Source organism: Pseudomonas sp. AU12215, assembly GCF_001675465.2.
Taxonomy (GTDB): Bacteria; Pseudomonadota; Gammaproteobacteria; order Pseudomonadales; family Pseudomonadaceae; genus Pseudomonas; species Pseudomonas nitroreducens.
Genome location: NZ_MACM02000174.1, coordinates 108556 through 134503, shown reverse-complemented (window position 1 = coordinate 134503; position 25948 = coordinate 108556). Strand labels below are relative to the sequence as shown.

The following is a 25948-nucleotide window of genomic DNA, read 5'->3' as shown; positions in this document are numbered from 1 at the left end:
GACAGCCAGAATAAACGAAAAGCCCGCACTAGGCGGGCTCTTCAGGTCAGCGGAAGCGGCGATTGGGATCGTCGTCGCTCATCTCCAGGGTCAGGCCCTGAGTCATGGTGGTCAAGTGGTCGGCGTCGGTTTCCGAACCCAGCTTGATCATCAGGCGCAGGTCGTTCGCCGAGTCGGCATAGGCCAGCGCATCTTCGTAGGTGATCTCGCCCTGGGTGTAGAGCTGGTACAGCGCCTGGTCGAAGGTCTGCATGCCCTGCTCGGTGGAGCGCTTCATCAGCGGCTTGAGCTCATGGACTTCGCCCTTGCGGATCAGGTCGGCGGCCAGCGGGGTGTTCAGCAGCACCTCGATCACCGCGCGGCGGCCCTTGCCGTCCGGGGTCGGTACCAGCTGCTGGGCGACGATGGCCTTGAGGTTGAGCGACAGGTCCATCCACACCTGGCCGTGACGGTCTGCGGGGAAGAAATGGATGATCCGCTCCAGCGCCTGGTTGGCGTTGTTGGCGTGCAGGGTCGCCAGGCACAGGTGGCCGGTTTCGGCGAAGGCCACGGCGTGGTCCATGGTCTCGCGCGAGCGCACCTCGCCGATCATGATCACGTCCGGCGCCTGGCGCAGGGTGTTCTTCAGGGCGACTTCGAAGGTATCGGTATCCAGGCCCACTTCGCGCTGGGTGACGATGCAGCCCTGGTGCTGGTGGATGTACTCGATGGGATCTTCGATGGAGATGATGTGGCCGGTGGAGTTCTTGTTGCGGTAGCCGATCATGGCCGCCAGCGAGGTCGACTTGCCGGTACCGGTGGCGCCGACGAAGATCACCAGGCCGCGCTTGGTCATCGCCAGCTTCTTGAGGATTTCCGGCAGTTTCAGGTCATCGATGGTCGGGATGTTGGTCTCGATGCGACGCAGCACCATGCCCACCAGGTTGCGCTGGTAGAAGGCGCTGACGCGGAAACGGCCGACGCCGCGGGCGCTGATGGCGAAGTTGCACTCGTGGTTCTCGGCGAAGTCGCGACGCTGCTGCTCGTTCATCACCGACAGCACGGTTTCGCGGGTCTGCTCCGGCGACAGCGCGGTCTTGGTCACCGGCAACACCTTGCCGTTGACCTTCATCGACGGTGGTACGCCCGCTGTGATGAACAGGTCGGAGGCTCCCTTTTCCACCATCAGGCGCAACAGCTTCTCGAATTCCATGATCTTTCTCGCCAGGTTCACGCTGACTACGACGGGGCTGTCGGATCACGAAGCGGGTGCGTGTGGCGCGCTCCGTGCGCCGGGCCGGGAACGGCCCGGTGGGATTAGAAGTTTTCCGGGATCTTGGCTTTTTCTTTCGCCGAATCGCGGGTGACCAGGCCCTTGGCGACCAGGCCTTTCAGGCACATGTCCAGGGTCTGCATGCCGAGCGCGCCGCCGGTCTGGATGGCGGAGTACATCTGCGCGACCTTGTCCTCACGGATCAGGTTACGGATCGCCGGGGTGCCGATCATGATCTCGTGGGCCGCGACACGGCCTCCGCCGATCTTCTTCAGCAGGGTCTGGGAGATCACCGCCTGCAGGGACTCGGAGAGCATGGAGCGGACCATGGACTTCTCCTCGGCGGGGAACACGTCGACGATACGGTCGATGGTCTTGGCCGCGGAGGTGGTGTGCAGGGTGCCGAAGACCAGGTGGCCGGTTTCCGCCGCGGTCAGCGCCAGGCGGATGGTCTCCAGGTCACGCATCTCGCCGACCAGGATGATGTCCGGGTCCTCACGCAGGGCCGAGCGCAGTGCCTCGTTGAAGCCCAGGGTGTCGCGGTGCACCTCACGCTGGTTGACCAGGCACTTCTTCGACTCGTGGACGAATTCGATCGGGTCTTCGACAGTGAGAATATGGCTGTACTTGGTGTTGTTCAGGTAGTCGAGCATCGCCGCCAGCGAGGTGGACTTGCCCGAACCGGTCGGGCCGGTGACCAGCACCAGGCCGCGCGGCACGTCTGAAACACGTTTGAACACTTCTCCCATTCCCAGGTCCTCCATCGTGAGTACCTTGGAGGGAATGGTCCGGAACACGGCGCCGGCGCCGCGGTTCTGGTTGAAGGCGTTGACCCGGAAGCGCGCCACGCCCGGCACTTCGAAGGAAAAGTCGGTTTCCAGGAACTCTTCGTAATCCTTGCGCTGCTTGTCGTTCATGATGTCGTAGATCAGCGCGTGAACCTGCTTGTGCTCGAGCGGCGGCAGGTTGATGCGGCGCACATCGCCGTCGACGCGGATCATCGGCGGCAGGCCGGCCGAGAGGTGCAGGTCCGAAGCGCCCTGCTTGGCGCTGAAGGCGAGCAGCTCGGTAATATCCATGGGACTCCCCAATCAAGAGCAAGCAGGTAGAATGCCGCAGAACTCGCAGCAGCCGGGCGGAAAAGCGACGGTAATGTCCACGATAGCAGAGAATATTGCAAAGGTTCGCGTACGAATCCGTGAGGCGGAACAAGCGAAAAATCGCACGCCTGGCTCGGTGCAGTTGCTCGCCGTGAGCAAGACCAAACCCGCCGCCGCCATCCGCGAAGCGTATGCCGAAGGCCTGGCCGATTTCGGCGAAAACTACCTGCAGGAAGCACTGCTCAAGCAGGTCGAGCTGGCCGACCTGCCGCTGACCTGGCACTTCATCGGCCCTATCCAGTCGAACAAGACCCGGCCCATCGCCGAGCACTTCCACTGGGTGCATTCGGTGGACCGCCTGAAGATCGCCCAGCGCCTTTCCGAACAGCGCCCGGCGAACCTGCCGCCGCTGAACGTGCTGCTGCAGGTGAATGTCAGCGGCGAAGACAGCAAATCCGGCTGTTCCCCCGAAGAACTGCCTGCCCTTGCCCAGGCAATTTCGCAACTGCCCCACTTGAAACTGCGCGGTCTGATGGCCATACCTGAGCCAACCGAAGACGTTGCCGCGCAGCACGCTGCATTTGCCCGCCTGCGCGAGCTGATGCACGCCCTGAACCTCGGCCTGGACACCCTGTCCATGGGCATGAGCCACGACCTCGAAGCCGCCATCGGCGAAGGCGCCACCTGGGTACGGATCGGTACCGCCCTGTTCGGCGCCCGCGACTACGGCGCCTCGCACTGAATAAAGGAAGAGACGTAATGAGCACCCGCATTGCCTTCATCGGCGCCGGCAACATGGCCGCCAGTCTCATCGGCGGCCTGCGCGCCAAGGGCGTCGAAGCCAGCCGCATCCGCGCCAGCGACCCGGGTGCCGAGCAGCGCGCGAAGATCGCTGCCGAGCACGGCATCGACGTGGTCGGCGACAACGCCAGCGCCGTGGCCGGCGCCGACGTGGTGGTCCTGGCGGTCAAGCCGCAGGTCATGAAGGACGTCTGCCTGGCGCTGGCGCCGTCCCTGTCCGATAGCGCACTGATCGTCTCCATCGCCGCCGGCATCCCCTGCGCCAGCCTCGAACGCTGGCTGGGCGCCGTGAACGGCCAGCCGCGCGCCATCGTCCGCTGCATGCCCAACACCCCGGCCCTGGTCGGCCTGGGCGCCAGCGGCCTGTACCCCAATTCGAGCGTCAGTGCCACCCAGCGCGAGCAGGCGCAGCAACTGCTGAGCGCCGTGGGCATCGCCCTGTGGCTGGACGAGGAGCGGCAGATCGACGCGGTCACCGCCGTCTCCGGCAGCGGCCCGGCCTACTTCTTCCTGCTGATGGAAGCCATGACCGCCGCCGGCGAGAAGCTCGGCCTGTCCCGCGAAGTCGCCGGCCAGCTGGCCCGCCAGACCGCCCTGGGCGCCGCGCAGATGGCCACCACCAGCGATGTCGATCCCGCCGAACTGCGCCGCCGCGTGACCTCGCCCAAGGGCACTACCGAAGCGGCCATCACCACTTTCCAGGCCAACGGTTTCGAGGCGCTGGTGGAGAAGGCGGTAGGCGCTGCCGACCACCGTTCCGCCGAGCTGGCCGAACAACTGGGTCAATGACGAGGAGCCCTCAATGACCGGAATTTCCACCGCTGCCATTTACGTCATCCAGACGCTGGGCAGCCTGTACCTGCTGATCGTCCTGCTGCGCTTCATCCTGCAACTGGTCCGCGCCGACTTCTACAACCCGCTCAGCCAGTTCATCGTGCGCGCCACCAAGCCGCTGCTGAACCCGCTGCGCCGCGTCATCCCCGGCTTCGGCGGTATCGACTTCGCCTCGCTGGTACTGGCCATCCTGGTCCAGCTGCTGCTGATGGTCATCACCCTGACCCTGATGGGCTATGGCGTCGGCGGCTACATCCTGCAGCTGCTGGTGTGGTCGATCATCGCGGTGACCTCGCTGTTCCTGAAGATCTTCTTCTTTGCCCTGATCATCAGCGTGATTCTCTCCTGGGTCGCCCCGGGCAGCTACAACCCCGGCGCCCAGCTGGTGAACCAGATCTGCGAACCGTTCCTGGCGCCCTTCCGCAAGCTCCTGCCGAACCTCGGCGGCCTGGATATCTCGCCGATCTTCGCCTTCATCGCGCTGAAGCTGATCGACATGCTGGTGATCGGCAACCTGGCCGCGATGACCGGGATGCCGCAGATCCTCAGCCCCTTCATGTAACTGACCAGGGAGCTCGCCCGCGCGGCGAGCTCCGACAGTCCGCAAGACGAATGAGCTTCTATTTCTGGGACGGCGAGGACCTGATCCTCGACTGCCACCTGCAACCCAAGGCGAGCCGCGACGAGTTCGCCGGGCTGCACGGCGAACGCCTGAAGATCCGCCTGACCGCGCCGCCGGTGGAAGGCAAGGCCAATGCCCATCTGCTGGCATTCCTCGGCAAGGCCTTCGGCGTGCCGAAAAGCGCGGTGAAGCTGGAAAGCGGCGAACTGAATCGCCAGAAGCGCGTGCGTATTCCCCGCCCGACGAAATTTCCGGCAGAACTCGGGATAGCCGCTCGGTAACCTTGGCCGACCTTACGTGTAGGAATGTGCTGTAGGCCAATTGCTATTCCTACACTCCGTCGCATAATCCACGCCATCCATTCCCCGCGCAGGACGCGCCAGCCCAAGGAACGCCCGGATGAGCATGGAACGTCTCAGTCAGCAGATCGATGCCTATGTCACCTGGAAGCGCGAGCTGGTCCGTGAGATCACCCGCTATCGCAGCTGGCTGGAGCGCGCCCGGCTGAATACCCCGGAAATCGAGAACCGCCTCGAACGCACCCTGCGCCTGCTGCGCGTCGACCACATCACCCTGGCCTTCGTCGGCGAGTACTCGCGCGGCAAGACCGAGCTGATCAACAGCCTGTTCTTCGCCGGATTCGGCCGCCGCATGCTGCCATCCCAGGCCGGCCGCACCACCATGTGCCCGACCGAGCTATTCTTCGACCCGCGCTCGGAGCGTCCCTACATCCGCCTGCTGCCCATCGAGACCCGCGTCGCCGATGCCAGCGTCGCGCAGTTCAAGCGTATCCCGCGGCACTGGGTGAACATCCCGCTGGATACCTCGGACCCGGCGAACATGGCCGAGGCCTTCGCCCAGGTCGCCAAGACCAAGCCGCTGCCGGTGGAGCAGGCGATCCAGCTGGGCTTCCACCCGGACATGCTCGAAGCCACGGACAAGCCCGGCATCGTCCTGGTGCCGGCGTGGCGCCATGCGCTGGTCAACTTCGACCACCCGCTGCTGCGCCAGGGCCTGCGCATTCTCGACACGCCCGGCCTGAACGCCCTGGGCAGCGAGCCGGAACTGACCCTGTCGATGCTGCCCAGCGCACAATCGATCCTCTTCCTGCTGGCGGCCGATACCGGCGTGACCGCCTCCGACATGGCCATCTGGCGGGACCACGTGCGCCAGCTCGGCGAGGACGGCCACACCAGCCTCTACGCGGTGCTGAACAAGATCGACGTGCTCTGGGACGACCTGGCCGGCGAAGTCTTCGTGCAGAACGCCATCCACCATATCCAGGACGCCACCGCGCGCCAGCTGGGCATCGCCCGCGAAGACGTGCTGCCGCTGTCGGCCAAGCAGGCGCTGCTGGCCAAGGTGCGCGGCGACCGCGACCTGCTCGTGCGCAGCCAGATGGAATCCCTGGAGGAGCTGCTCTGCGAGCGCATCGTCGCGCAGAAGGAGCGCCTGCTGGAGGACGCCGTGGTCGGCCAGGTACTGGCGCTGGTCAACAACAGCCAGCACAGCCTGCGCGTGCGCCTGGACAAGGTGAAGGAGCAGCAGGCGCTGCTCAACGACCAGCAACAGGACAGCGGCCAGCTGCTGTTCGAGCTGACTGCGCGGACCAAGGACGACCACAACCTGCACCACAAGCGCCTGCTCAGCCTGAAGACCAACCAGCGGCTGCTGCGCCACCAGGGCGAACAGCTGCGCGACGCGGTGCGTCCGGAAAGGCTCGAGCAGCATCTGAAGAAGGTCCACGAGAAGCTGCGCGGCAGCTGGACCACGGTCGGCATCCACCAGGCCATCCTGCAGTTCTTCCGCACCGTGGAGACCGACCTGGTCGGCCTGATGCACGAGGCGGAGACGGCCAACCGCATGGTCGCGGCCATCTACCAGCGGCATAACCAGGAAAACCCGCTCAACGCCCTGGATGCCCCGCAACTCCGCGTCCACCGCTACCTGCGCGATCTCGCCAAGCTGCAGGAGAAAGCCGACCGCTTCCGTCTGCACCTCAAGACCCTGCTCACCGAGCAGCGCCTGCTGACCCGGCGCTTCTTCGCCACCGTCGCCCAGGAAGTCATCGGCCTGCACCAGCGCCTGCGCGAAGAGGCCGAGCAATGGGCCGCCGACGCCCTGATGCCGCTGATGCAGTACAGCCTGGAACACAAGCAGATGCTGGAAACCCACATGCTGCGCCTCAAGGCCCTGGCCCAGGAAACCCAGCAGGCGCGTCAGCGCTCGCTGCTGCTGGGGCGCTATACCGAGGAGTTGGAGCAGCAACTGGTCGAGGCCACCGACATTCTTCGCCAGCTGCGCCGCCCGGCTCCGCTGCAGCGCCAGGCCAAGGTCGTCACCCTGCCCACCTCCCAGCGCGCCTGAAACCCGCGCCACACCCGCGCAATACCCGCTCCCGGCGCTTGCCGCAGGGTGCGGTGCTCTTTAGACTGGCCGTCCTTTTTATGCATGAGCTGGGTCGATGCCAACAGTCTTCCCCGAAGATTCCGTCGGTCTGGTCACCCCCCAGACACTGCAGTTCAATGAACCGCTGCCCCTGGCCTGCGGCAAGACGCTGCCCGAATACCAACTGGTGATCGAGACCTACGGCGAGCTGAACGCCACGGCCAGCAACGCCGTGCTGATCTGCCACGCGCTCTCCGGCCATCACCACGCCGCCGGCTACCACAGCGAGGACGAGCGCAAGCCAGGCTGGTGGGACAGCTGCATCGGCCCGGGCAAGCCCATCGACACCCGCAAGTTCTTCGTCGTCGCGCTGAACAACCTCGGCGGCTGCAACGGCTCCACCGGGCCAACCAGCCTCAACCCCGCCACCGGCAGGACCTACGGCGCGGACTTCCCGGTCGTCACCGTGGAAGACTGGGTGCACAGCCAGGCCCGACTGGCTGATCGCCTCGGTATCCAGAGCTGGGCCGCCATCGTCGGCGGAAGCCTGGGCGGCATGCAGGCGCTGCAGTGGACCATCAGCTACCCCGAGCGCGTGCGCCATTGCCTGTGCATCGCCAGTGCGCCGAAGCTGTCGGCGCAGAACATCGCCTTCAACGAAGTGGCGCGCCAGGCGATCCTCTCGGACCCGGAGTTCTTCGGCGGCCACTTCCAGGAACACGACGTGATACCCAAGCGCGGCCTGCGCCTGGCGCGGATGGTCGGCCACATCACCTACCTCTCCGATGACGCCATGGGCGCCAAGTTCGGCCGCGACATGAAGTCGGAGAAGCTCAACTACGACCTGCACAGCGTCGAGTTCCAGGTGGAAAGCTACCTGCGCTACCAGGGCGAGGAGTTCTCCACCCGCTTCGACGCCAATACCTACCTGCTGATGACCAAGGCGCTGGACTACTTCGACCCGGCCGCCGCCTACGGCGACGACCTGGCGCGTACCCTCGCCGGGGTGAAAGCGGACTTCTGCCTGATGTCCTTCACCACCGACTGGCGCTTCTCCCCGGCGCGTTCGCGGGAGATCGTCGACGCCCTGCTGGCGGCGAAGAAGAACGTCAGCTACCTGGAAATCGACGCCCCGCAAGGCCATGACGCCTTCCTGATGCCGATTCCGCGCTACCTGCAAGCTTTCAGCGGTTACATGCACCGCATCAGCGTATAAAAGGACACCCATGCGCGCCGACCTGGAAATCATCCAAGACTGGATCCCCGCCGGCAGCCGCGTGCTCGACCTGGGCTGCGGCGACGGCGAGCTGCTCGCCTGGCTGCGCGACCACAAGCAGGTGGGCGGCTACGGCCTGGAGATCGACCCCGACAAGATCGCCAAATGCATCGAACGTGGCGTCAACGTTATCGAACAGGACCTCGACAAGGGCCTGGGCAACTTTGCCAGCAACAGTTTCGACGTGGTCGTGATGACCCAGTCGCTGCAGGCCCTGCGCTACCCGGACAAGGTGCTGGCGGAGATGCTGCGCGTGGGCAGAACCTGCATCATCACCTTCCCCAACTTCGGCCACTGGCGCTGCCGCTGGTACCTCGCGCGCAATGGCCGCATGCCGGTGTCGGACTTCCTTCCGTACACTTGGTACAACACGCCGAACATCCACTTCTGCACCTTCCGCGATTTCGAGGCGCTCTGCCACGAGCAACACGCAAGGGTGCTGGACCGTCTGGCGGTGGACCACGAGCACCAGCATGGCTGGGCCTCGCGAATCTGGCCTAATCTGTTGGGTGAGATCGGCATCTACCGGATCAGCGGCGCTGGCGTGCAAGACCACCGCATCGCCGTCTGATCGCGGCTATCTGATAGAGCCCGGGAGAAACATCATGCGCCGCCTGCTTACCTTCCTCGCCTGCCTGGTCCTCGCCGTCCCCGCCTTCGCCGAACAGGTGAAGCGCCTGGGTGACCTGCAGGTGCACTACAGCGTGTTCAACTCCAGCTTCCTCCAGCCCAACGTCGCGCAAGCGGTGGGCGTGGTGCGCAGCAAGGCCCAGGGCGTGATCAACATCGTGCCGCTGGACGCCAGCGGCAAACCGGCCAACGCCACCGTCGCCGGCTCCGCCAAGAACCTGATGGGCCAGACCATTCCCCTGACCTTCAAGCGCGTGGTCGAGGAAGGCGCCGTGTACAACCTGGCACAGTTCCCCATCGAAGGCCGCGAGACCCTGACCTTCTCCATCCAGGTCCAGTCCGGAAGCGAAGCGCCGCAAAGCTTCGACTTCATGCAGGAAATCTTCCCCGACGAATGATCAAGCTCGAACAACTGGTGCTGGCCAGTCACAACGCCGGCAAGCTCAAGGAACTCCAGGCCATGCTCGGAGCCCACGTGAAGGTGCGTTCCATCGGCGAGTTCAGCGACGTGGAGCCGGAAGAGACCGGCCTGTCGTTCGTCGAGAACGCCATCCTCAAGGCCCGCAATGCCGCGCGCATCTCCGGCCTGCCGGCGCTGGCCGACGACTCCGGCCTGGCGGTGGACTTCCTCGGCGGAGCGCCGGGCATCTATTCCGCGCGCTACGCCGACGGCAAGGGTGACGCGGCGAACAACGCCAAGCTGCTCGATGCCATGAAGGACGTGCCGGACGAGGCGCGTGGCGCCCAGTTCGTCAGCGTGCTGGCCCTGGTCCGCCATGCCGACGACCCGCTGCCGATCCTCTGCGAGGGCCTCTGGCACGGCAGCATCCTGCGCGAAGCCCGCGGCGAGCACGGCTTCGGCTACGACCCGCTGTTCTGGGTGCCGGAAGCCAACTGCTCCAGCGCCGAACTGCCGCCCGAGCAGAAGAACCAGCTCAGCCACCGCGCCCGCGCCATGGCCTTGCTGAAGCAACGGCTGGGTCTATGAGCCGGGCAGGACGCCACGGGCTCGACGCCGGGCCGGTGGCTTCCGGCTTCCGCCTGCCACCGCTGTCCGCGTACGTCCACATCCCCTGGTGCGTGCGCACATGCCCCTATTGCGACTTCAATTCCCACGCTGCCGGGCCGGAGCTGCCGGAAGACGCCTACGTCGAGGCGCTGCTGGCTGATCTGGCCGCCGACCGCGGGTACGTCCACGGCCGCAAGCTGACCTCGATCTTCTTCGGCGGCGGCACGCCCAGCCTGTTTTCCGCCAAGGCGCTGGGCCGCATCCTCGAAGGGCTGGAAAGGCAGGTCGGTTTCGAAAGCGATATCGAGATCACCCTGGAAGCCAACCCGGGCACCTTCGAGCAGGCCAAGTTCGCCGACTACCGCCAGCTGGGGATCAATCGGCTGTCCATCGGCATCCAGAGCTTCCAGGCCGAAAAGCTCAAGGCGCTGGGTCGCATCCATGACGGCGACGAAGCCGTGCGCGCGGCCGAGATGGCCCGCCGCGCCGGCTTCGACAACTTCAACCTGGACCTGATGCACGGCCTGCCGGAGCAGAGCGTCGCCGACGCGCTGAGCGACCTGCAGCAGGCCATTGCCCTCGCGCCGACGCACCTGTCCTGGTACCAGCTGACCATGGAGCCGAACACGGTGTTCTGGAGCCAGCCGCCGGAGCTGCCCGAGGACGACCAGCTGTGGGAAATCCAGGAGGCCGGCCAGGCGCTGCTCGCCCAGGCGGGCTACCTGCAGTACGAAACCTCCGCCTATGCCCGTGACGGCAAGCGCGCGCGGCACAACCTGAACTACTGGACCTTCGGCGATTTCCTCGGCATCGGCGCCGGCGCCCACGCCAAGTTGAGCACCCCGGCAGGGCGCATCCTGCGCACCTGGAAGACCCGCCTGCCGAAGGACTACCTGAATCCGGAGAAGCCCTTCCAGGCCGGCGAACGCGACCTGGAAGCGGATGACCTGCCCTTCGAGTTCATGATGAACGCCCTGCGCCTGACCGAAGGTGTACCGGCGGCAACCTTCGCCGAGCGCACTGGCCTGCCGCTGGCCACCATCGAGGAAGCCTGCCGGCAGGCGCGCAAGGACGGCCTGTTGCTGGACGATCCGAACCGGCTGGCCCCCACCGAACGTGGCCAGCTGTTCCTCAACGACCTGCTGCAGCGCTTCCTGCCCGAATGATGCCGATGACGAAGGTGCGGGCGACCATCGTTCTGGTGATCTACAAGCAATCCCTGGCCGACTCCGAGAGCTTTCGCAGCCTGCAGGACAACCTGGCGTGGCTGGCCAACCAGGACGTCGAGCTGATCCTCCACGACAACAGCCCGGCCCCCCAGCCATGGCCGTCGTTGGGTGAGGGCCTTGCAGTTCGCTACCACCACGATGCCAGCAACCCGGGGCTTGCCACCGCCTATAACCTCGCGCTGCACTCGGCCTGCGAACGCGGCAGCGACTGGCTGCTGCTTCTGGATCAGGATACCCGCCTGGAGGCGAACTACTTTGCCGAGCTGACGCAAGCGACAACGGACCTGGATGCCTCCTGCGTCTGCCTGGTGCCACGGGTCAGCGATGGGCAGCGGCAGATCTCCCCCATGGACTGCAGCAAGGTCAGGGCCCAGGCGTACAACCGCTCCGGCAGCACCAGCGATCCGATCACGGCGATCAATTCCGGCGCCTGCTGGCGAGTTTCCTGGCTGGCCGCCTCTGGCGGATTCAATCCGGAGTTCCCCCTGGATTATCTGGACCACTGGGCTTTCCACCATGCGAGAAACCAGGGCCGGCAGCTCTACGTAATGGCCAGCGAAGTCCACCAGAACCTCTCGATCAGCGAGCGCAACCGGGTGTCCAGGTCGCGCTACGAGAGCATCTACGAGTCGGAGTACCGCTACTACAGCCGTTATCATACCGACCTTTTCCCCAGCTACCGGCGGCACTTGCCGCTTCGCCTGATCAAGCAGTTGCTGCTGTTCCGCGACAAGGCGATTGCCCTGACGACCTTGAGGCTCATGCTGCGCAAGCCCGACTGACCCAGGCGGCGCACTCAAGTACACTCCCCCGCGACACTCGATCCCAAGGAGCCCCAATGGACTTCGCGCTCGACCTGATTGCCAACGTCTCCCGCTGGTGCCGCGGCCACCTGTCCGACATCGCCCTGGCGATCATGGCCACCGTGCTGGTGCTGTTCGGCCCGGCGATCAACGCCTGGGTACAGCAGCGCATCGGCAGCCTGAACTTCGTCTTCCGCACCCTGCTGTTCGTGCTGATCTGCGCCGTGGGCTACGGCCTGGCGATGGTCTTCGTCACCCCGTGGCTGGCCAAGGGTCTGGGTTATTTCAACAACTACACCCTGGCGCCCGTGCTGCTGCTAGTGTTCTTCGTGATTGGCATGATCGCCGACCGCAGCTGACCTGCGGGCCTCCGGCGGTTGGCCACCACTGCCGGAGGACACATGAAGCCGATCAAGCATCTCTACCTGCACTTCTCCGATGGCCAGCGCCTGGCGCTGCGCTTCCCGCAACAGAGCGACGACCCCGCCGAAGTGGCGCGCGGCATCCGCAAGCAGATGGAGTCGCCGGTCATCAGCATCGAGGTGGACGGCGACCTGCTGATCATCCCGCGCACCAGCATCAAGTACCTGCAGATCAGCCCGGCGCCCATGCGCATGCCGGAGACCACGGTGCTGGGTGCCGAGCTGATCGAGTAACGCAGCAGCTTTTTGTAGGAGCGAGCTTGCTCGCGAACCACCCCAACGTCGGCGTTGTGGGAGAGCACCTTCGCGAGCAAGCTCGCTCCTGCAGATCCATTTGCCTGGATAGACAAAGGCCGCCTCGCGGCGGCCTCTGCTGGACTCAGTTACCCTCGCGACGCAACGCCTGCGGGGTGAAGTCGCGCGGCCCGAGCGGGACCTTGAAGTCGTACATCGGCTCGTTGTTGTCCAGGCCGTCGACGAAATAGCGCTTGCCTTCGAAGTCGTACAGCGCCTCCAGGGTGCTGAGCACCATGGGCACGTCGTAGTAGTTGATCGGGTGCACTTCCTGGGCGCGGATCAGCTTGCCGTCGGCGTTGTAGATGTCCGAGGCGAGGATCTGCCAGCTGTCCTCATCCAGGTAGAAGCGGCGCTTGGCGAACGGATGGCCCATACCCTTGCGCAGGGTCGCCTCGACCACCCAGACGCGGTGCGGCTCGTAGCGCAGCAGCTCGGGGTTGAGGGTCTTGGTCTTGAGGATGTCGGCGTAGGGAATGCCCTTCTGATGCACGGCATAGCTGTTGTATGGCACCAGCATCTCGCGCTTGCCCAGCAGTTGCCACTCGTAGTGATCCGGCGCGCCGTTGTAGACGTCCACGGTGTCGGCAGTAGCCAGGCCGTTGGTGTCCGGCTGCAGGGTGTCGTAGGCCAGGCTCGGCAGGCGGCGCACGCGGCGCTCGCCGCTGTTGAAGCGCCAGGCCTTGCGGATCGACAGCACCTGGTCGATGGTCTCCTGCACCACCAGCGCGGAACCCGCCAGCTTGGCCGGGGCGACGATGTTGTACTTGTAGTAGAACAGCGTGTTGTTCAGGTCCTGCGGGGTCATGCCCTCGCGGCCGTAGTTGAAGTACACGTAGCGGTCGAGCTTGAGCAGGTTGTAGCTGCCGCTGGCGAGCACGGCGGCCTGATTGGTCACCATGTGAATCTGCTCGCCGCGGTAGCGCATGATGTGGTTCCAGATCGCTTCCAGGCCGGTCTTCGGCATCGGGAACGGCACACCGGCGGCGGCGCCCTGCACACCGTTGCCGTCGGCGATCAGCTCGGCGTTCTCGGCGTTGAAGCGGGTGGCGTCATAGATGCGCTGGGGCAAGGATGCGCTGCGGCGGCTGGGGAAGACCCGCAGGTAGTAGTCCGGGTTCTCCTGCAGCAGCGCCTGGGTGCCGGGCGTGAGCAGCGCCTGGTACTGCGCCAGGTTCTTGCTGTCGATCTTGTACTGCACGGCGTCGCCAGCGTACGGATCGAGGTGATGGCCGCCGGGCTGGTATCCCGCCGGCGCGGTGGTGATGCCGCCGGTCCAGGCGGGGATGGTGCCACTGGCGTTGCCGGCCATTTCCGCGCCCATCGGCGTCAGGTCGCGGCCCAGTCGAGCGGCCTCGGTGGCATCGACTTTCGCCTGCGCCGGCAGGGCCAACGCCCCTGCCATCAGCAGTACAGCAAGTTTCTTCAACACAGCAGACTCCTTTGCGACGGACTCCTGTCCGTCACTCTTATTTTCGTCCGCGGCGGATGCCGCTTTTTATTCAGGAGGTGAGGATGGCCTTATTCGGCCTGCCGGGTGGTCCCGGTCTCGAAGGTGCTTTTCGCGTGAAAAAGGCCTGCTGGGCAGGCCTTTTCGGGCGGATCAGTCGACGCGCTCGAACTTCAGGTCCCAGACGCCATGGCCGAGTCGCTCCCCGCGACGTTCGAACTTGGTGACCGGGCGCTCTTCCGGGCGCGGCACGTAGGTATTATCGGCCGAAAGGTTGCGGTAGCCGGGTGCGGCATTCATCACTTCCAGCATGTGCTCGGCGTATTGTTCCCAGTCGGTGGCCATGTGCAGCACGCCGCCGACCTTCAGCTTCTGCCGCACCAGTTCAGCCCAGGCCGGCTGCACGATGCGACGCTTGTGGTGGCGCGACTTGTGCCACGGGTCCGGGAAGAACAGCAACAGGCGATCGAGGCTGGCATCGGCAACGCAGTCGCGCAGCACCTCGATGGCGTCGCAGCTGTAGACGCGGATATTGGTCAGGTCCTGGGTCAGCATGCCATTGAGCAGCGCACCAACGCCCGGCCGGTGCACTTCCACGCCGATGAAATCCTGCTCCGGCGCGGCAGCGGCCATCTCCAGGGTAGCGTGGCCCATGCCGAAGCCGATCTCGAAGGTGCGCGGCGCCTGGCGCCCGAACACTTCATCGAAGTCCCGCGCACCGTCGGCCAGCTCCAGGCCGAACTTCGGCCAGCCCTGGTCGAGGCCACGCTGCTGGCCCTCGGTCATGCGACCGGCACGCATCACGAAGCTCTTGATGGCGCGCATCGGCCGGTTGTCGGCGTCGGGCTGGTTCTCGGGCTGATTTTCGGGAATGTCACTCATGACTCGCACCTTGCGGGTAAATGCACACGCGGGCCGGTTGCTTCTGGCAAACCGGCCCGCGCGTCGGTGTCTATTAAATGCCTGCCAACGATCTCGCGAGCTAAAGCGGAACTAGGCGAAAAGTGGGGCGGGAGCGGAGTTTACACGCAGTAAATGAGCATCCCGAACCACTTTTCAACGACGTTCCGCCGACACGCAGCAGATCGTTAGTTGATCAGGCCCGTCATCGGCGACGACGCGCTCGCGTACAGCTTGCGCGGCATGCGGCCGGCCAGGTAGGCCAGGCGGCCGGCGACGATGGCGTGCTTCATGGCCTCGGCCATCATTACCGGGTTCTGCGCGTGGGCGATGGCGGTGTTCATCAGCACGGCCTCGCAGCCCAGCTCCATGGCGATGGTGGCATCCGACGCAGTACCCACGCCGGCATCCACCAGCACCGGAACGGTGGCTTCTTCGAGGATGATGCGCAGGTTGTACGGGTTGCAGATGCCCAGGCCCGAGCCGATCAGGCCGGCCAGCGGCATCACCGCGATGCAGCCGATCTCGGCCAGCTGGCGGGCGATGATCGGGTCGTCGCTGGTGTACACCATGACGTCGAAGCCGTCCTTGACCAGCACCTCGGCGGCCTTGAGGGTTTCGACGACGTTGGGGAAGAGGGTCTTCTGGTCGGCCAGGACTTCCAGCTTGACCAGGCTGTGGCCATCCAGCAGCTCACGGGCCAGGCGGCAGGTGCGCACGGCCTCGACGGCGTCGTAGCAGCCGGCGGTGTTCGGCAGGATGGTGTAGCGATCCGGCGGGATCACGTCCAGCAGGTTGGGCTCGCCCGGGTTCTGGCCGATATTGGTACGGCGCACCGCTACGGTGACGATCTCGGCGCCCGAGGCCTCGATGGCCACGCGGGTCTCTTCGAGGTCCTTGTACTTGCCGGTGCCGACCAGCAGGCGCGAATGGTAGGTACGGCCAGCCAGGGTGAAGGGCTTGTCGACCGGCAGGTTGGAGGAAGCTTGGCTCATCGGATCACTCCTCAGGAAATGTGAAAGCTTTGCGGGGCCTGAAAGATGTAGCGACGGGCTCTAGCCGCCGCCGATGGCATGCACCACTTCCACCTGGTCGCCTTCGCTCAGGGCGGTGGCGGCGTGCTGGCTGCGCGGCACGATGTCCTGGTTGAGCTCGACCGCGACACGCTTGCCGGTGAGGTCGAGACGCTCGAGCAGGTTGGCGACGGTCTGGCCGGCGGGCAGCTCGAAGGGTTCGCCATTCAACTGAATACGCATGGGCGGGACGGTCGTTGCTGGAGGGGGTCGCATTCTAGCCCGATCGCGGCGGATGACCAAGGTATCCGGGCGTCGCACTCGGGCTTTTCTGACATCCGGGTCAACCCAGCTGGAAGGCCGCCACCAGCAGCAGCGCCCAGCCGATGAGGAAGAACAGTCCGCCGATCGGCGTAATGATGCCCACGCTCAGGCCCGCCAGGGTCAACAGGTAGAGGCTCCCGGAGAACAGCAGGATGCCGACGGTGAATGCCCAGCCGGCAAGGCTGATGAGGGTGCCGCCGATGTGCGCGGTGAGCAGCGCCACGCCGAACAGCGCCAGGGCGTGCAGCATCTGGTAGTGCACGCCGGTCTGGAACACCGCCAGGTACTCGGGCGTAAGCTTGTTCTTCAGGCCGTGGGCGGCGAAGGCGCCAAGGGCGACCCCGGTGAAACCGAAGAACGCGGCGAGCATCAGGAAAGTGCGCAGCATGGGACAGCTCCAGACAGGTGAGTATCGCTATAATGGCCCGCTCATCCGCCCAGGCAAAGCCTCCGCATGCGCAACGCCCTCCGCCGCCTGTCAAAGATCGCGCTCTGGTTCGTCGCCATCAGCGTGGCGCTGGTCATCGTCCTGCGCTGGGTGCCGCCGCCGGGGACCATGGTGATGGTCGAGCGCAAGGTCGAGTCCTGGTTCAACGGCAAGCCCATCGACCTGCAGCGCAGCTGGCGCTCCTGGGACGAACTGCCCGACAGCCTCAAGCTCGCGGTGATCGCCGGCGAGGACCAGAAGTTCGCCGAGCACCACGGCTTCGACCTGCCGGCGATCCAGAAGGCGCTGGCGCACAACGAGCAGGGCGGCAAGGTCCGCGGCGGCAGCACCATCAGCCAGCAGGTGGCGAAGAACGTCTTCCTCTGGACCGGCCGCAGCTGGGTGCGCAAGGGCTTCGAGGCCTGGTTCACCCTGCTGATCGAGACCTTCTGGTCCAAGCAGCGGATTCTCGAGGTCTACCTCAACAGCGTGGAATGGGATGCCGGCGTGTTCGGCGCCCAGGCCGCCGCCCAGCACCACTTCGGCGTGGACGCCAAGCGCCTGTCGCAACAGCAGGCCAGCCTGCTGGCTGCCGTGCTGCCCAACCCGCGCAAGTGGAGCGCCGGCAAGCCCGGCCCCTACGTGCGCCAGCGCGCCTCGTGGATTCGCCAGCAGATGTGGCAGTTGGGCGGTAGCGAGTATCTCGGGCGCCTTTAAGGCGTCGTCTCCGACACCTTGAGGGTGTTGCGCGGGACCACGCGGATCCATTGCAGCGTGCCATCGCGATGCAGCAGCGTCATGCCCTTCTCCGGATAGACCCAGGCCTCGCCACCCTCCACCTGCAGGCGCAGGCGCGGGTCGCCCAGGCTCACCGCCAGGCGCCCGACTGCCAGGTCTTCCTGGGGCGCCAGCGCCAGTTCGGAGACCGGCTTGTTGCCCAGCTGACTCATCAGCTCGGCGCTCAGCGGCTGGTCCTTGCTGGTCGGCTGCATGCCGGTGGCCTTGGCCAGGCTGGCATGCTCGGCCTCGCTCAACGCCAGCTCCGCCTCGACATGCCAGGGCCCTTCGTCCGTCACCAGGCGGCCACGGTAATGCAGTTGCGGGCCGTCCTGGCTGGCAGTCAGCCACAGCTCGCCGGGCTGCAGGCCCTGCAGATCACTCAGGCTCAGGTGGTATTCAGCCAGTGGCTCGAAGACTTTTTCCTTCCAGTCATTGAACCACTGCGGCGGCTTGGGCGGTGCCGACGTGCGGGCGACCCAGGTGCCCAGGCCGAAAGCCAGCAGGGCGATGACCAGGAAAAACATCCCGTGGACGGGACGCAGGCGCGGCATGGGACTCTCCAGACTCTGGACAGAGAATGACCGGACAGAAAAAAACCGCACCAGGGTGCGGTTCTCGGTCTCAACGGGAGCGCATCGAAGCCGGTCAGGCTTCGATGCGGCCCTTGAGTTTGTTCATCGCGTTCTTTTCCAACTGACGAATCCGCTCGGCGGACACGTTGTACTTGGCCGCCAGGTCGTGCAGCGTCGCCTTCTCCTCGGCCAGCCAGCGCTGGTAGAGAATGTCGCGGCTGCGCTCGTCCAGGCCTTCCAGCGCCTCGTGCAGGCTGGCGGTGGAGCTGTCGCTCCAGTCCGCTTCTTCCAGCTGGCGCGCCGGATCGTAGCGATGGTCTTCCAGATAATGCGCCGGGGACTGGTAGGCACTCTCGTCGTCGGCGTCCGCCGCCGGGTCGAAGGCCATGTCCTGCCCGGTGAGACGGCTTTCCATCTCGCGGACTTCGCGGGCCTCGACACCGAGGGTTTCCGCGACGCGGTGCACTTCGTCATTGCTCAGCCAGGCCAGTTTCTTCTTCTGGCTGCGCAGGTTGAAGAACAGCTTGCGCTGCGCCTTGGTGGTCGCGACTTTCACGATCCGCCAGTTGCGCAGGATGAACTCGTGGATTTCCGCCTTGATCCAGTGCACGGCGAACGACACCAGGCGCACACCCATTTCCGGGTTGAAGCGCTTCACGGCCTTCATCAGGCCGACGTTGCCTTCCTGGATCAGATCGGCCTGGGCCAGGCCGTACCCGGAATAACTCCGGGCGATGTGCACAACAAAGCGCAGGTGCGCCAGAACCATTTGCCGTGCCGCTTCCAGATCTTGCTGGTAGAAGAGGCGTTCGGCCAGTTCGCGCTCCTGCTCCGGCGTCAGCAGCGGAATGCTGTTCACCGAGTGCACGTAGGCTTCCAGGTTCGCACCGGGAGCCAGGGCATAGACAGGTTGCAGAGAAGTGGTCATGCGAATCCTCCGATTCACGAAACTCGCGCAGTGTAGCACTGCGAAATCTGACTGCAAGCGGCTGTAAAAGTTCCTTTACACCCGCTTAACCCCAGCAAAATCAGGGGGTTTCAGCGCGGCGCCAGCTCGCGCAGGTGGCGCGCCACGGCCAGCCAGGCGCCGATCCAGCCCAGCAGCACCGCGCCCACGGTCAGCGACAGGCCATCGTCGACCGGAACGCCGGCCAGGCCGAAATCGCTGCCGTACAGCCCGGCCAGGTTGACCACCGAGCTGTTCAGCCAGTCCAGCCCGAAGGCCAGCAGGGCCCAGGACAGGATGCCCGCGCCCAGGCCATACAGCGCGCCCATATAAAGGAAGGGGCGGCGCACATAGCCGTCCGTCCCGCCGACCAGCTTGATGACTTCGATTTCGTTACGGCGATTTTCGATGTGCAGGCGGATGGTGTTGCCGATCACCAGCAACAGCGTCAGCACCAGCAGGATGGTCAGGCCGAAGACGAAGCGATCACCCAGCTTGAGGATCGCCGACAGCCGCTCAACCCAGACCAGGTCCAACTGCGCCTGTTGTACACCGGGCAACTCCGACAACCGTTGACGCAAGGCATCCAGCTGGGCCTTGTCGATCTGCTTGGGCGTCACCGAGATGACCGCCGGCAGCGGGTTGTCCGGCAGCTCCTTGAGCGCCTCGCCAAGCCCGGACTGCTCCTGCAGCTCTTTCAGCGCATCGTCACGGCTGATCAGCTGTGCCTCGATCACATCGGGCATCTTCTCGATCTGCTCGCGTAGGTCCTGACCCTGGGCCTCGCTGGCCTTCAGGTCGAGGAACAGGGAGATCTGTGCGGCGCGCTGCCAGGAGCCGCCGAGGCGCTCGACGTTGTTGAGCAGCAGCGACAGGCCCATGGGCAGGCTCAGGGTAATGCCCATCACCAGGCAGGTGAAGAAGCTGCCGAAGGGGTGGCTGACCAGGCGGTGCAGGCTGTCCATCAGGCTGGCGCGGTGGTTTTCCGCGTAGGCCGAGAGGGAGGCGCTGTGGTCCTGGTGCTCGTTGTCGTCCGGGCGCTCGCGCGTGTTGCGCGTCGGGGTGCCTTCTTCGTCGCCGCGGGGCAGGTCATTGGCGCTCATCAGGCGTTCTCCTCACGGTCGGCGATGATGCGGCCGCGCTGCAGGGTGATCATCCGGTGGCGCATGCGCGCGATCAGCGCCAGGTCGTGGCTGGCGATCAGCACGGTGGTGCCCAGGCGGTTGATATCTTCGAACACGGACATGATTTCCGAGGCCAGGCGCGGGTCGAGGTTACCGGTCGGCTCATCCGCGAGCAGCAGCGCCGGGCGGTGCACCACAGCGCGGGCGATGCCGACGCGCTGCTGCTGGCCGGTGGAAAGGTCGGACGGACGGTCCTCGGCCTTCTCCTTCAGATTTACCCGGTCCAGCGCCGCTTCTACGCGGTAGGCGATGTCCGCCTTGGGCAGGCCGAGGATCTGCATCGGCAGGGCAACGTTCTCGAACACGCTGCGGTCGTCCAGCAGCTGATGGTTCTGGAACACCACGCCGATCTGCCGGCGCAGGAAGGGAATCTGCGCGGTGGAGATGCGCGAGACGTCCTGCCCGCCGAGCAGCAGCTTGCCCGAGGTGGGCCGTTCCATCGCCAGGATCAGGCGCAGCAGGGTGCTCTTGCCGGCGCCGGAGTGGCCGGTGACGAACATGATCTCGCCGCGCGGCACGCGGAACGAAATCTCGTGCAGGCCGACATGGCCGTTGGGGTAGCGCTTGCCAACCTGCTCGAAACGGATCATGCGATTTCCCGGGTCTCGAAGAGTGCACGGACGAAAGCATCGGCTTCGAAGGTTCGAAGATCGTCGATCCCTTCGCCGACACCGATGTAGCGGATCGGCAGCTCGAACTGCTTGGCCAGGGCGAAGATCACCCCGCCCTTGGCGGTGCCGTCCAGCTTGGTCAGGGCCAGGCCGGTCAGCTCAACGGCGTTGTTGAACTGCTTGGCCTGGTTGATGGCGTTCTGCCCGGTGCCGGCATCCAGCACCAGCAGGACTTCGTGGGGGGCCGTCTGGTCCAGCTTGCCGATCACGCGGCGCACCTTCTTCAGCTCTTCCATCAGGTTGTCCTTGGTGTGCAGGCGGCCGGCGGTGTCGGCGATCAGCACGTCCACGCCACGGGCCTTGGCGGCCTGCACGGCGTCGAAGATTACCGAGGCGGAGTCCGCGCCGGTGTGCTGGGCGATCACCGCGATGTTGTTGCGTTCGCCCCAGACCTGCAGCTGCTCGACGGCGGCGGCGCGGAAGGTGTCGCCGGCGGCGAGCATGACTTTCTTGCCGTCCTGCTGCAGCTTCTTGGCCAGCTTGCCGATGGTGGTGGTCTTGCCCACGCCATTGACGCCTACGACCAGGATCACGTAGGGCTGCTTGTCCGCCTTGATGGTCAGCGGCTGCTCGACCGGGCGCAGCAGGGTGGCCAGCTCTTCCTGCAGGGCCTTGTACAGCGCCTCGCTGTCGGCCAGTTCCTTGCGCGCGACGCGCTTGGTCAGGTTCTGCACGATGGCGGTGGTGGCCTCGACGCCGACGTCGGCGGTCAGCAGGCGGGTTTCGATTTCGTCCAGCAGGTCGTCGTCGATGACCTTCTTGCCCAGGAACAGGCTGGCCATGCCCTCGCCGAGGCTGGCGCTGGTCTTCGACAGGCCCTGTTTGAGGCGGGCAAAGAAGCCAAGCTTGGAAGTTTCTGCAGCGGCAGGCCTGGGTTGCGGCTCGGGCTGCGGGGCAGGTTCGGGCTCCGGCTGGGCAACCACGAGGGGCGCTTCGGCGACCGGCTGCGGTTCGGCGGGAGCGGCGGCGGGCGCAGGCTCGACCAGCTGCGGAGCCGGTTCTGGCTCGACCGGCTGCACGGCCGGCTGCGGCGCCTCGGCAATCACCGGCGGCTCGGCTGGCGGCGCAGGCTGGACCAGTGGCTCCACCGGAACGCTGGCCGGCACCACGTCGAGCACCGGCTCGGGGGTCGGCTCGACGCTCGGCGCAAGCGGCTCGGCCTGGGCGGCGGGCGCTGGTTCGGCGGCAGGAGCAGGCTCGGCGACAACCGGTTGCTCTACCGGCTGCTCGGTTTCGGCGGCAGGTTGCTCCGCGGCCTGCGGCTTCTTGCGCAGCCAGCCGAACAGACCCTTCTTCTCCCCGGCTGGCGGGGCCTTCTTGTCGTCGTTGGAACCAAACATGTAGGGATCGAATCTCTAGGGGACGCCACGAAAGACAGGCAGCAAAAAGCCTCGAAACAGCTTTGCGAAGCCCTGAACGTGGCCGCCCGGAAAACGGATGGGTATCCTAGCATCTCCTCGCCCGCCGGGGTTAAGAGGCTGGCCGCCAGCCTGCATAGACCCCGCGGACAGCCCGAAAGGTTCAGTCCACGATGAAAACCCTTGCACGCCGCCACGCCGGCCTGCTGCTCGGTTCCCTGTTGCTGCCGCTGATGGCCGTTGCCGCCGAACCACAGCCCACCCACGAATACACCCTGGACAACGGCCTGAAGGTCGTCGTCCGCGAGGACCACCGCGCGCCCGTGGTGGTCTCCCAACTCTGGTACAAGGTCGGTTCCAGCTACGAGACACCCGGCCTCACCGGCCTCTCCCACGCCCTGGAGCACATGATGTTCAAGGGCAGCCGCAAGCTCGGCCCCGGCCAGGCCTCGCTGGTGCTGCGCGACCTCGGAGCGGAAGAGAACGCCTTCACCACCGACGACTACACCGCTTATTACCAGGTGCTGGCCCGCGACCGCCTGCCGGTAGCGCTGGAGCTGGAAGCCGACCGCATGGCGCACCTCGCCCTGCCGGCCGACCAGTTCAAGAGCGAGATCGAGGTGATCAAGGAAGAACGCCGCCTGCGCACCGAGGACAAGCCCAGCGCGCTGGCCTTCGAGCGCTTCAAGGCCGCCGCCTATCCCGCCAGCGGCTACCGCACGCCGACCATCGGCTGGATGGCCGACCTGCAGCGCATGACCATCGACGACCTGCGCCACTGGTACCAGGCCTGGTACGCGCCGAACAACGCCACCCTGGTGGTGGTCGGCGACGTGACCGGCGATGAAGTCAAAGCGCTTGCGCAGAAGTACTTCGGCGAGATTCCGAAACGCGACCTGCCCGCCGCGCGCAAACCGCTGGAGCTGGCCGAGCCGGGCGAGCGCCGCCTGAAGCTGCATGTGCGCACCCAGCTGCCCAGCCTGATCATGGGCTTCAACGTGCCGACCCTGGGCAGCAGTGAGGACTCCCGGCAGATCAACGCCCTGCGCCTGATCTCGGCGATCCTCGACGGCGGCTACAGCGCCCGCCTGGCTTCGCGCCTGGAGCGCGGCGAGGAAATCGTCGCCGGCGCCTCGGCCTCCTACGACGCTTTCTCCCGCGGCGACGGCCTGTTCTTCCTTTCCGCGACGCCCAATGTGCAGACCGGCAAGACCCTCGACCAGGTCGAAGCCGCGCTGTGGAAGCAGCTGGAAGACCTCAAGCAGAACCCGCCGAGCAAGGAAGAACTGGAGCGCGTCCGCGCCCAGGTCATCGCCGGGCTGGTCTACGAGCGCGACTCCATCGCCGGGCAGGCCAGCACCATAGGCGAACTGGAAAGCGTCGGCCTCGGCTGGCAACTGGCGGACAAGGACCTGGAAGCCATCCAGGCCGTCACCGCCGACGACATCCAGAAAGCCGCCCGCACCTACTTCACCCGCTCCCGCCTGACCCTCGCCCAGGTCCTGCCGGAAGTCGCCACCGACAAGGAGCCGCGCCATGAGTGAACGCAATGGCCTGCGCTACGGCCTGGTCGGGCTGATCGTCATCGCGCTGATCGCCGGACTGGTGCTATTCGTTTCCCGTCCCGCCGCCGAGCCGGAAGCGGCCGCGCCGGCGCCCGCCCCTGCACAACCAGCTGCCGCCGAAAACGCCGCGCCCACCGGCCTGCAATCGCTGGCCGAAGCCGCCGGCAAGGCGCCCAGCCACCGCAAGCTGAACATCCAGCAATGGCAGACCGCCGAAGGCGCCCGCGTGCTCTTCGTCGAAGCCCATGAACTGCCGATGTTCGACCTGCGCCTGACCTTCGCCGCCGGCAGCAGCCAGGACGGCGACACCTACGGCCTGGCCATGCTGACCAACGCCATGCTCAACGAAGGCGTGCCCGGCAAGGACACCAGCGCGATTGCCGCCGGGTTCGACGACCTGGGCGCCAACTTCGGCAACGGCTCCTACCGCGACATGGCGGTGGCCAGCCTGCGCAGCCTGAGCGAGCCGGCCAAGCGCGACGCGGCGCTGGCACTGTTCGACCAGGTGATCGGCCAACCGACCTTCCCCGAAGACGCCCTGGCGCGCATCAAGAACCAGGTCATGGCCGGCTTCGAATACCAGAAACAGAACCCCGGCAAGCTGGCGGGCCTGGAACTGTTCAAGCGGCTCTATGGCGATCATCCGTACGCCCATTCCAGCGACGGCAACGAAAAGTCGGTGCCCAAGATCAGCGTCGCCCAGCTGCGCGCCTTCCACCAGAAGGCCTACGCCGCCGGCAACGTGGTCATTGCGCTGGTCGGCGACCTGACCCGCGAGCAGGCCGAAGCCATCGCCGGCAGCGTCTCCAAGTCGCTGCCCAAGGGCCCCGCCCTGCCGGCGCCGGGCGAGCCGCAGACGCCCAAGGCCGGCGTCACCCATATCGAGTTCCCGTCCAAGCAGACCCAGCTGATGCTGGCGCAGCTGGGCATCACCCGTAACGATCCGGACTACGCCGCGCTCTACCTGGGCAACCAGATCCTCGGTGGCGGCGGCTTCGGCACACGACTGATGGACCAGGTGCGCGAGAAGCGCGGCCTGACCTACGGCGTGTACTCCGGCTTCACCGGCATGCAGTCGCGCGGGCCGTTCACCATCGGCCTGCAGACCCGCGCCGAAATGAGCGAAGGCACCCTCAAGCTGGTGCAGGACATCGTCCGCGACTACCTCGACAAGGGCCCGACGCAGAAGGAACTGGACGACGCCAAGCGCGAGCTGGCCGGCAGCTTCCCGCTGTCCACCGCGAGCAACGCCGACATCGTCGGCCAACTGGGCGCCATCGGCTTCTACAACCTACCGCTGGATTACCTGGAAACCTTCCTCAGCCAGGTCCAGGGCCTGAGCGTGGAGCAGGTGAAGGAAGCGATGCGCCGCCACCTCGACCCGGACGCCTTCGTCATCGTCACCGCCGGCCCCACCGCGCCGCAGCAACCGCTGCCGCCGCCCACCGACAAACCCGCCGCGCAACCCGCCGGCGTACCGGAGCACTGATGAGCAAACGACCCGGCGGCGCCCCGCGCGCCGCACAGAAGCCTCACGGCGGCCAGGGCCAGCTGCGCATCATCGGCGGCGAATGGCGCAGCCGGCGCTTCGCCTTCCCCGACGGCCCGGGCCTGCGCCCGACGCCGGACCGGGTGCGCGAGACGCTGTTCAACTGGCTCGCCGCCTATGTCCCCGGCGCCCGTGTGCTCGACCCCTTCGCCGGCAGCGGTGCGCTGTTCCTCGAAGCGCTATCGCGCGGCGCCAGCGCAGGCCTTGCGCTGGATACCAACGGCGACGCCGTGGCCGCGCTGCGCAGCACGCTCGACACGCTCAAGTGCGGCAACGGCCAACTGTTGATGACCGACTCGCTGCGCTACCTCGATGCCCCGGCTTCGCAAGCCTTCGACCTGGTCTTCCTCGACCCGCCCTTCCACCAGGACCTGCTGCAGAACACCTGCCGCCTGCTGGAAGAGCGCGGCTGGCTGGCCAAGGACGCGTGGATCTACACCGAAAGCGAAGCCGTGCCCTCCAGCCTCGGCCTACCGGGCAACTGGCGGCTGCATCGGGAAAAGACAGCCGGCTCGGTGCATTACGCGCTGTGGCAACGGGAGGACTGAA

28 protein-coding genes and 1 pseudogene are annotated in these 25948 nt (G+C 65.9%); 17 read left to right on the top strand and 12 right to left on the bottom strand.

Going from position 1 to position 25948, the window contains the following annotated elements; all coding sequences use genetic code 11:
• Positions 1-46 precede the first annotated feature (46 nt).
• Entirely contained in the window at positions 47-1192 is a 1146-nt protein-coding gene (gene pilU, locus A9513_RS29195) for a type IV pilus ATPase PilU (RefSeq protein WP_024766757.1), read from the bottom strand.
• Positions 1193-1296: 104 nt separating this feature from the next.
• Positions 1297-2331: a type IV pilus twitching motility protein PilT gene (gene pilT / locus A9513_RS29190; protein ID WP_024766758.1), complete on the bottom strand. Its 1035-nt coding sequence runs from the start codon at positions 2329-2331 to the stop codon at positions 1297-1299.
• A gap of 73 nt (positions 2332-2404) precedes the next feature.
• Between pilT and A9513_RS29185 the strand changes: the two genes are divergently transcribed.
• The 13 genes from A9513_RS29185 (at position 2405) to A9513_RS29125 (ending at position 12600) form a co-directional block, all read left to right on the top strand.
• On the top strand, positions 2405-3094 hold the full coding sequence (locus A9513_RS29185; RefSeq protein WP_037013506.1) for a YggS family pyridoxal phosphate-dependent enzyme: 690 nt from the start codon (positions 2405-2407) through the stop codon (positions 3092-3094).
• A gap of 17 nt (positions 3095-3111) precedes the next feature.
• Complete coding sequence (gene proC / locus A9513_RS29180) at positions 3112-3942, top strand: pyrroline-5-carboxylate reductase (protein ID WP_024766760.1); 831 nt, start codon at positions 3112-3114, stop codon at positions 3940-3942.
• 13 nt (positions 3943-3955) lie between these two features.
• On the top strand, positions 3956-4549 hold the full coding sequence (locus A9513_RS29175; RefSeq protein WP_024766761.1) for a YggT family protein: 594 nt from the start codon (positions 3956-3958) through the stop codon (positions 4547-4549).
• A 50-nt stretch (positions 4550-4599) separates the two neighbouring features.
• Positions 4600-4890 carry a DUF167 domain-containing protein gene (locus tag A9513_RS29170; protein ID WP_024766762.1) on the top strand — a complete coding sequence of 97 codons (291 nt, stop codon included), beginning with the start codon at positions 4600-4602 and terminating at the stop codon, positions 4888-4890.
• A gap of 118 nt (positions 4891-5008) precedes the next feature.
• Positions 5009-6976: a dynamin-like GTPase family protein gene (locus A9513_RS29165; protein WP_065086242.1), complete on the top strand. Its 1968-nt coding sequence runs from the start codon at positions 5009-5011 to the stop codon at positions 6974-6976.
• Between the two features lie 97 nt (positions 6977-7073).
• Positions 7074-8213: a homoserine O-acetyltransferase gene (locus A9513_RS29160; protein ID WP_038803496.1), complete on the top strand. Its 1140-nt coding sequence runs from the start codon at positions 7074-7076 to the stop codon at positions 8211-8213.
• A 10-nt stretch (positions 8214-8223) separates the two neighbouring features.
• Positions 8224-8844 (top strand): methionine biosynthesis protein MetW, encoded by a 621-nt coding sequence (gene metW, locus A9513_RS29155; RefSeq protein WP_024766763.1) that lies wholly within the window; start codon positions 8224-8226, stop codon positions 8842-8844.
• Between the two features lie 34 nt (positions 8845-8878).
• Positions 8879-9301, top strand: a complete 423-nt coding sequence (locus tag A9513_RS29150) for a DUF4426 domain-containing protein (protein ID WP_037013512.1) — start codon at positions 8879-8881, stop codon at positions 9299-9301.
• Positions 9298-9891: an RdgB/HAM1 family non-canonical purine NTP pyrophosphatase gene (rdgB, locus tag A9513_RS29145; protein ID WP_037013514.1), complete on the top strand. Its 594-nt coding sequence runs from the start codon at positions 9298-9300 to the stop codon at positions 9889-9891. The genes A9513_RS29150 and rdgB overlap by 4 nt, the downstream gene beginning before the upstream one ends.
• Entirely contained in the window at positions 9888-11078 is a 1191-nt protein-coding gene (gene hemW, locus A9513_RS29140) for a radical SAM family heme chaperone HemW (protein WP_065086241.1), read from the top strand. The genes rdgB and hemW overlap by 4 nt, the downstream gene beginning before the upstream one ends.
• A gap of 5 nt (positions 11079-11083) precedes the next feature.
• Positions 11084-11923, top strand: coding sequence for a glycosyltransferase (locus A9513_RS29135; RefSeq protein ID WP_065086240.1), 840 nt, complete (start codon positions 11084-11086; stop codon positions 11921-11923).
• 56 nt (positions 11924-11979) lie between these two features.
• On the top strand, positions 11980-12303 hold the full coding sequence (locus tag A9513_RS29130; protein ID WP_017520106.1) for a DUF3392 domain-containing protein: 324 nt from the start codon (positions 11980-11982) through the stop codon (positions 12301-12303).
• Positions 12304-12345: 42 nt separating this feature from the next.
• Entirely contained in the window at positions 12346-12600 is a 255-nt protein-coding gene (locus A9513_RS29125) for a hypothetical protein (RefSeq protein WP_017520105.1), read from the top strand.
• A 145-nt stretch (positions 12601-12745) separates the two neighbouring features.
• On the opposite strand, the gene A9513_RS29120 is transcribed toward A9513_RS29125, so the two are convergent.
• The 5 genes from A9513_RS29120 to A9513_RS29100 all read right to left on the bottom strand — a co-directional run bounded on the left by A9513_RS29120 (position 12746) and on the right by A9513_RS29100 (position 16735).
• Positions 12746-14092 carry a DUF1329 domain-containing protein gene (locus A9513_RS29120; RefSeq protein ID WP_065086239.1) on the bottom strand — a complete coding sequence of 449 codons (1347 nt, stop codon included), beginning with the start codon at positions 14090-14092 and terminating at the stop codon, positions 12746-12748.
• 171 nt (positions 14093-14263) lie between these two features.
• Entirely contained in the window at positions 14264-14935 is a 672-nt protein-coding gene (gene trmB / locus A9513_RS29115) for a tRNA (guanosine(46)-N7)-methyltransferase TrmB (RefSeq protein WP_217284487.1), read from the bottom strand.
• Between the two features lie 263 nt (positions 14936-15198).
• Entirely contained in the window at positions 15199-16005 is an 807-nt protein-coding gene (locus A9513_RS29110; protein ID WP_065086238.1) for a thiazole synthase, read from the bottom strand.
• A gap of 60 nt (positions 16006-16065) precedes the next feature.
• Positions 16066-16266, bottom strand: a complete 201-nt coding sequence (thiS, locus tag A9513_RS29105) for a sulfur carrier protein ThiS (RefSeq protein WP_024766770.1) — start codon at positions 16264-16266, stop codon at positions 16066-16068.
• Positions 16267-16366: 100 nt separating this feature from the next.
• The gene (locus A9513_RS29100; RefSeq protein WP_024766771.1) at positions 16367-16735 is read right to left on the bottom strand and encodes a DUF423 domain-containing protein; all 369 of its coding nucleotides are present in this window, start codon (positions 16733-16735) and stop codon (positions 16367-16369) included.
• Positions 16736-16767: 32 nt separating this feature from the next.
• On the opposite strand from A9513_RS29100, the pseudogene mtgA reads away from it, so the two are divergent.
• Positions 16768-17491 (top strand): annotated as a pseudogene (gene mtgA, locus A9513_RS29095) (monofunctional biosynthetic peptidoglycan transglycosylase).
• On the opposite strand, the gene A9513_RS29090 reads toward mtgA, so the two are convergent.
• From A9513_RS29090 to ftsY, 5 genes are all read right to left on the bottom strand, one after another.
• Positions 17488-18105, bottom strand: coding sequence for a hypothetical protein (locus A9513_RS29090; RefSeq protein ID WP_065086237.1), 618 nt, complete (start codon positions 18103-18105; stop codon positions 17488-17490). The pseudogene mtgA and the gene A9513_RS29090 sit on opposite strands and share 4 nt — an antisense overlap.
• Positions 18106-18199: 94 nt before the next feature.
• Complete coding sequence (gene rpoH, locus A9513_RS29085) at positions 18200-19054, bottom strand: RNA polymerase sigma factor RpoH (RefSeq protein ID WP_024766773.1); 855 nt, start codon at positions 19052-19054, stop codon at positions 18200-18202.
• A 110-nt stretch (positions 19055-19164) separates the two neighbouring features.
• Positions 19165-20175 (bottom strand): permease-like cell division protein FtsX, encoded by a 1011-nt coding sequence (gene ftsX, locus A9513_RS29080; protein ID WP_024766774.1) that lies wholly within the window; start codon positions 20173-20175, stop codon positions 19165-19167.
• Positions 20175-20846, bottom strand: a complete 672-nt coding sequence (ftsE, locus tag A9513_RS29075) for a cell division ATP-binding protein FtsE (protein WP_017520095.1) — start codon at positions 20844-20846, stop codon at positions 20175-20177. The genes ftsX and ftsE overlap by 1 nt, the downstream gene beginning before the upstream one ends.
• Entirely contained in the window at positions 20843-22267 is a 1425-nt protein-coding gene (gene ftsY, locus A9513_RS29070; protein ID WP_065086236.1) for a signal recognition particle-docking protein FtsY, read from the bottom strand. The genes ftsE and ftsY overlap by 4 nt, the downstream gene beginning before the upstream one ends.
• Positions 22268-22458: 191 nt before the next feature.
• Between ftsY and A9513_RS29065 the strand changes: the two genes are divergently transcribed.
• Genes A9513_RS29065 through rsmD form a run of 3 tightly spaced genes read left to right on the top strand, consistent with a single transcriptional unit; the run spans position 22459 to position 25947 of the window.
• A complete protein-coding gene (locus tag A9513_RS29065) occupies positions 22459-23829 on the top strand; it encodes a pitrilysin family protein (protein ID WP_037018245.1) in 1371 nt (456 codons plus the stop codon).
• Entirely contained in the window at positions 23822-25339 is a 1518-nt protein-coding gene (locus A9513_RS29060) for a pitrilysin family protein (protein ID WP_065086235.1), read from the top strand. The genes A9513_RS29065 and A9513_RS29060 overlap by 8 nt, the downstream gene beginning before the upstream one ends.
• The gene (gene rsmD, locus A9513_RS29055) at positions 25339-25947 is read left to right on the top strand and encodes a 16S rRNA (guanine(966)-N(2))-methyltransferase RsmD (RefSeq protein ID WP_065086234.1); all 609 of its coding nucleotides are present in this window, start codon (positions 25339-25341) and stop codon (positions 25945-25947) included. The genes A9513_RS29060 and rsmD overlap by 1 nt, the downstream gene beginning before the upstream one ends.
• Position 25948: the final 1 nt, after the last annotated feature.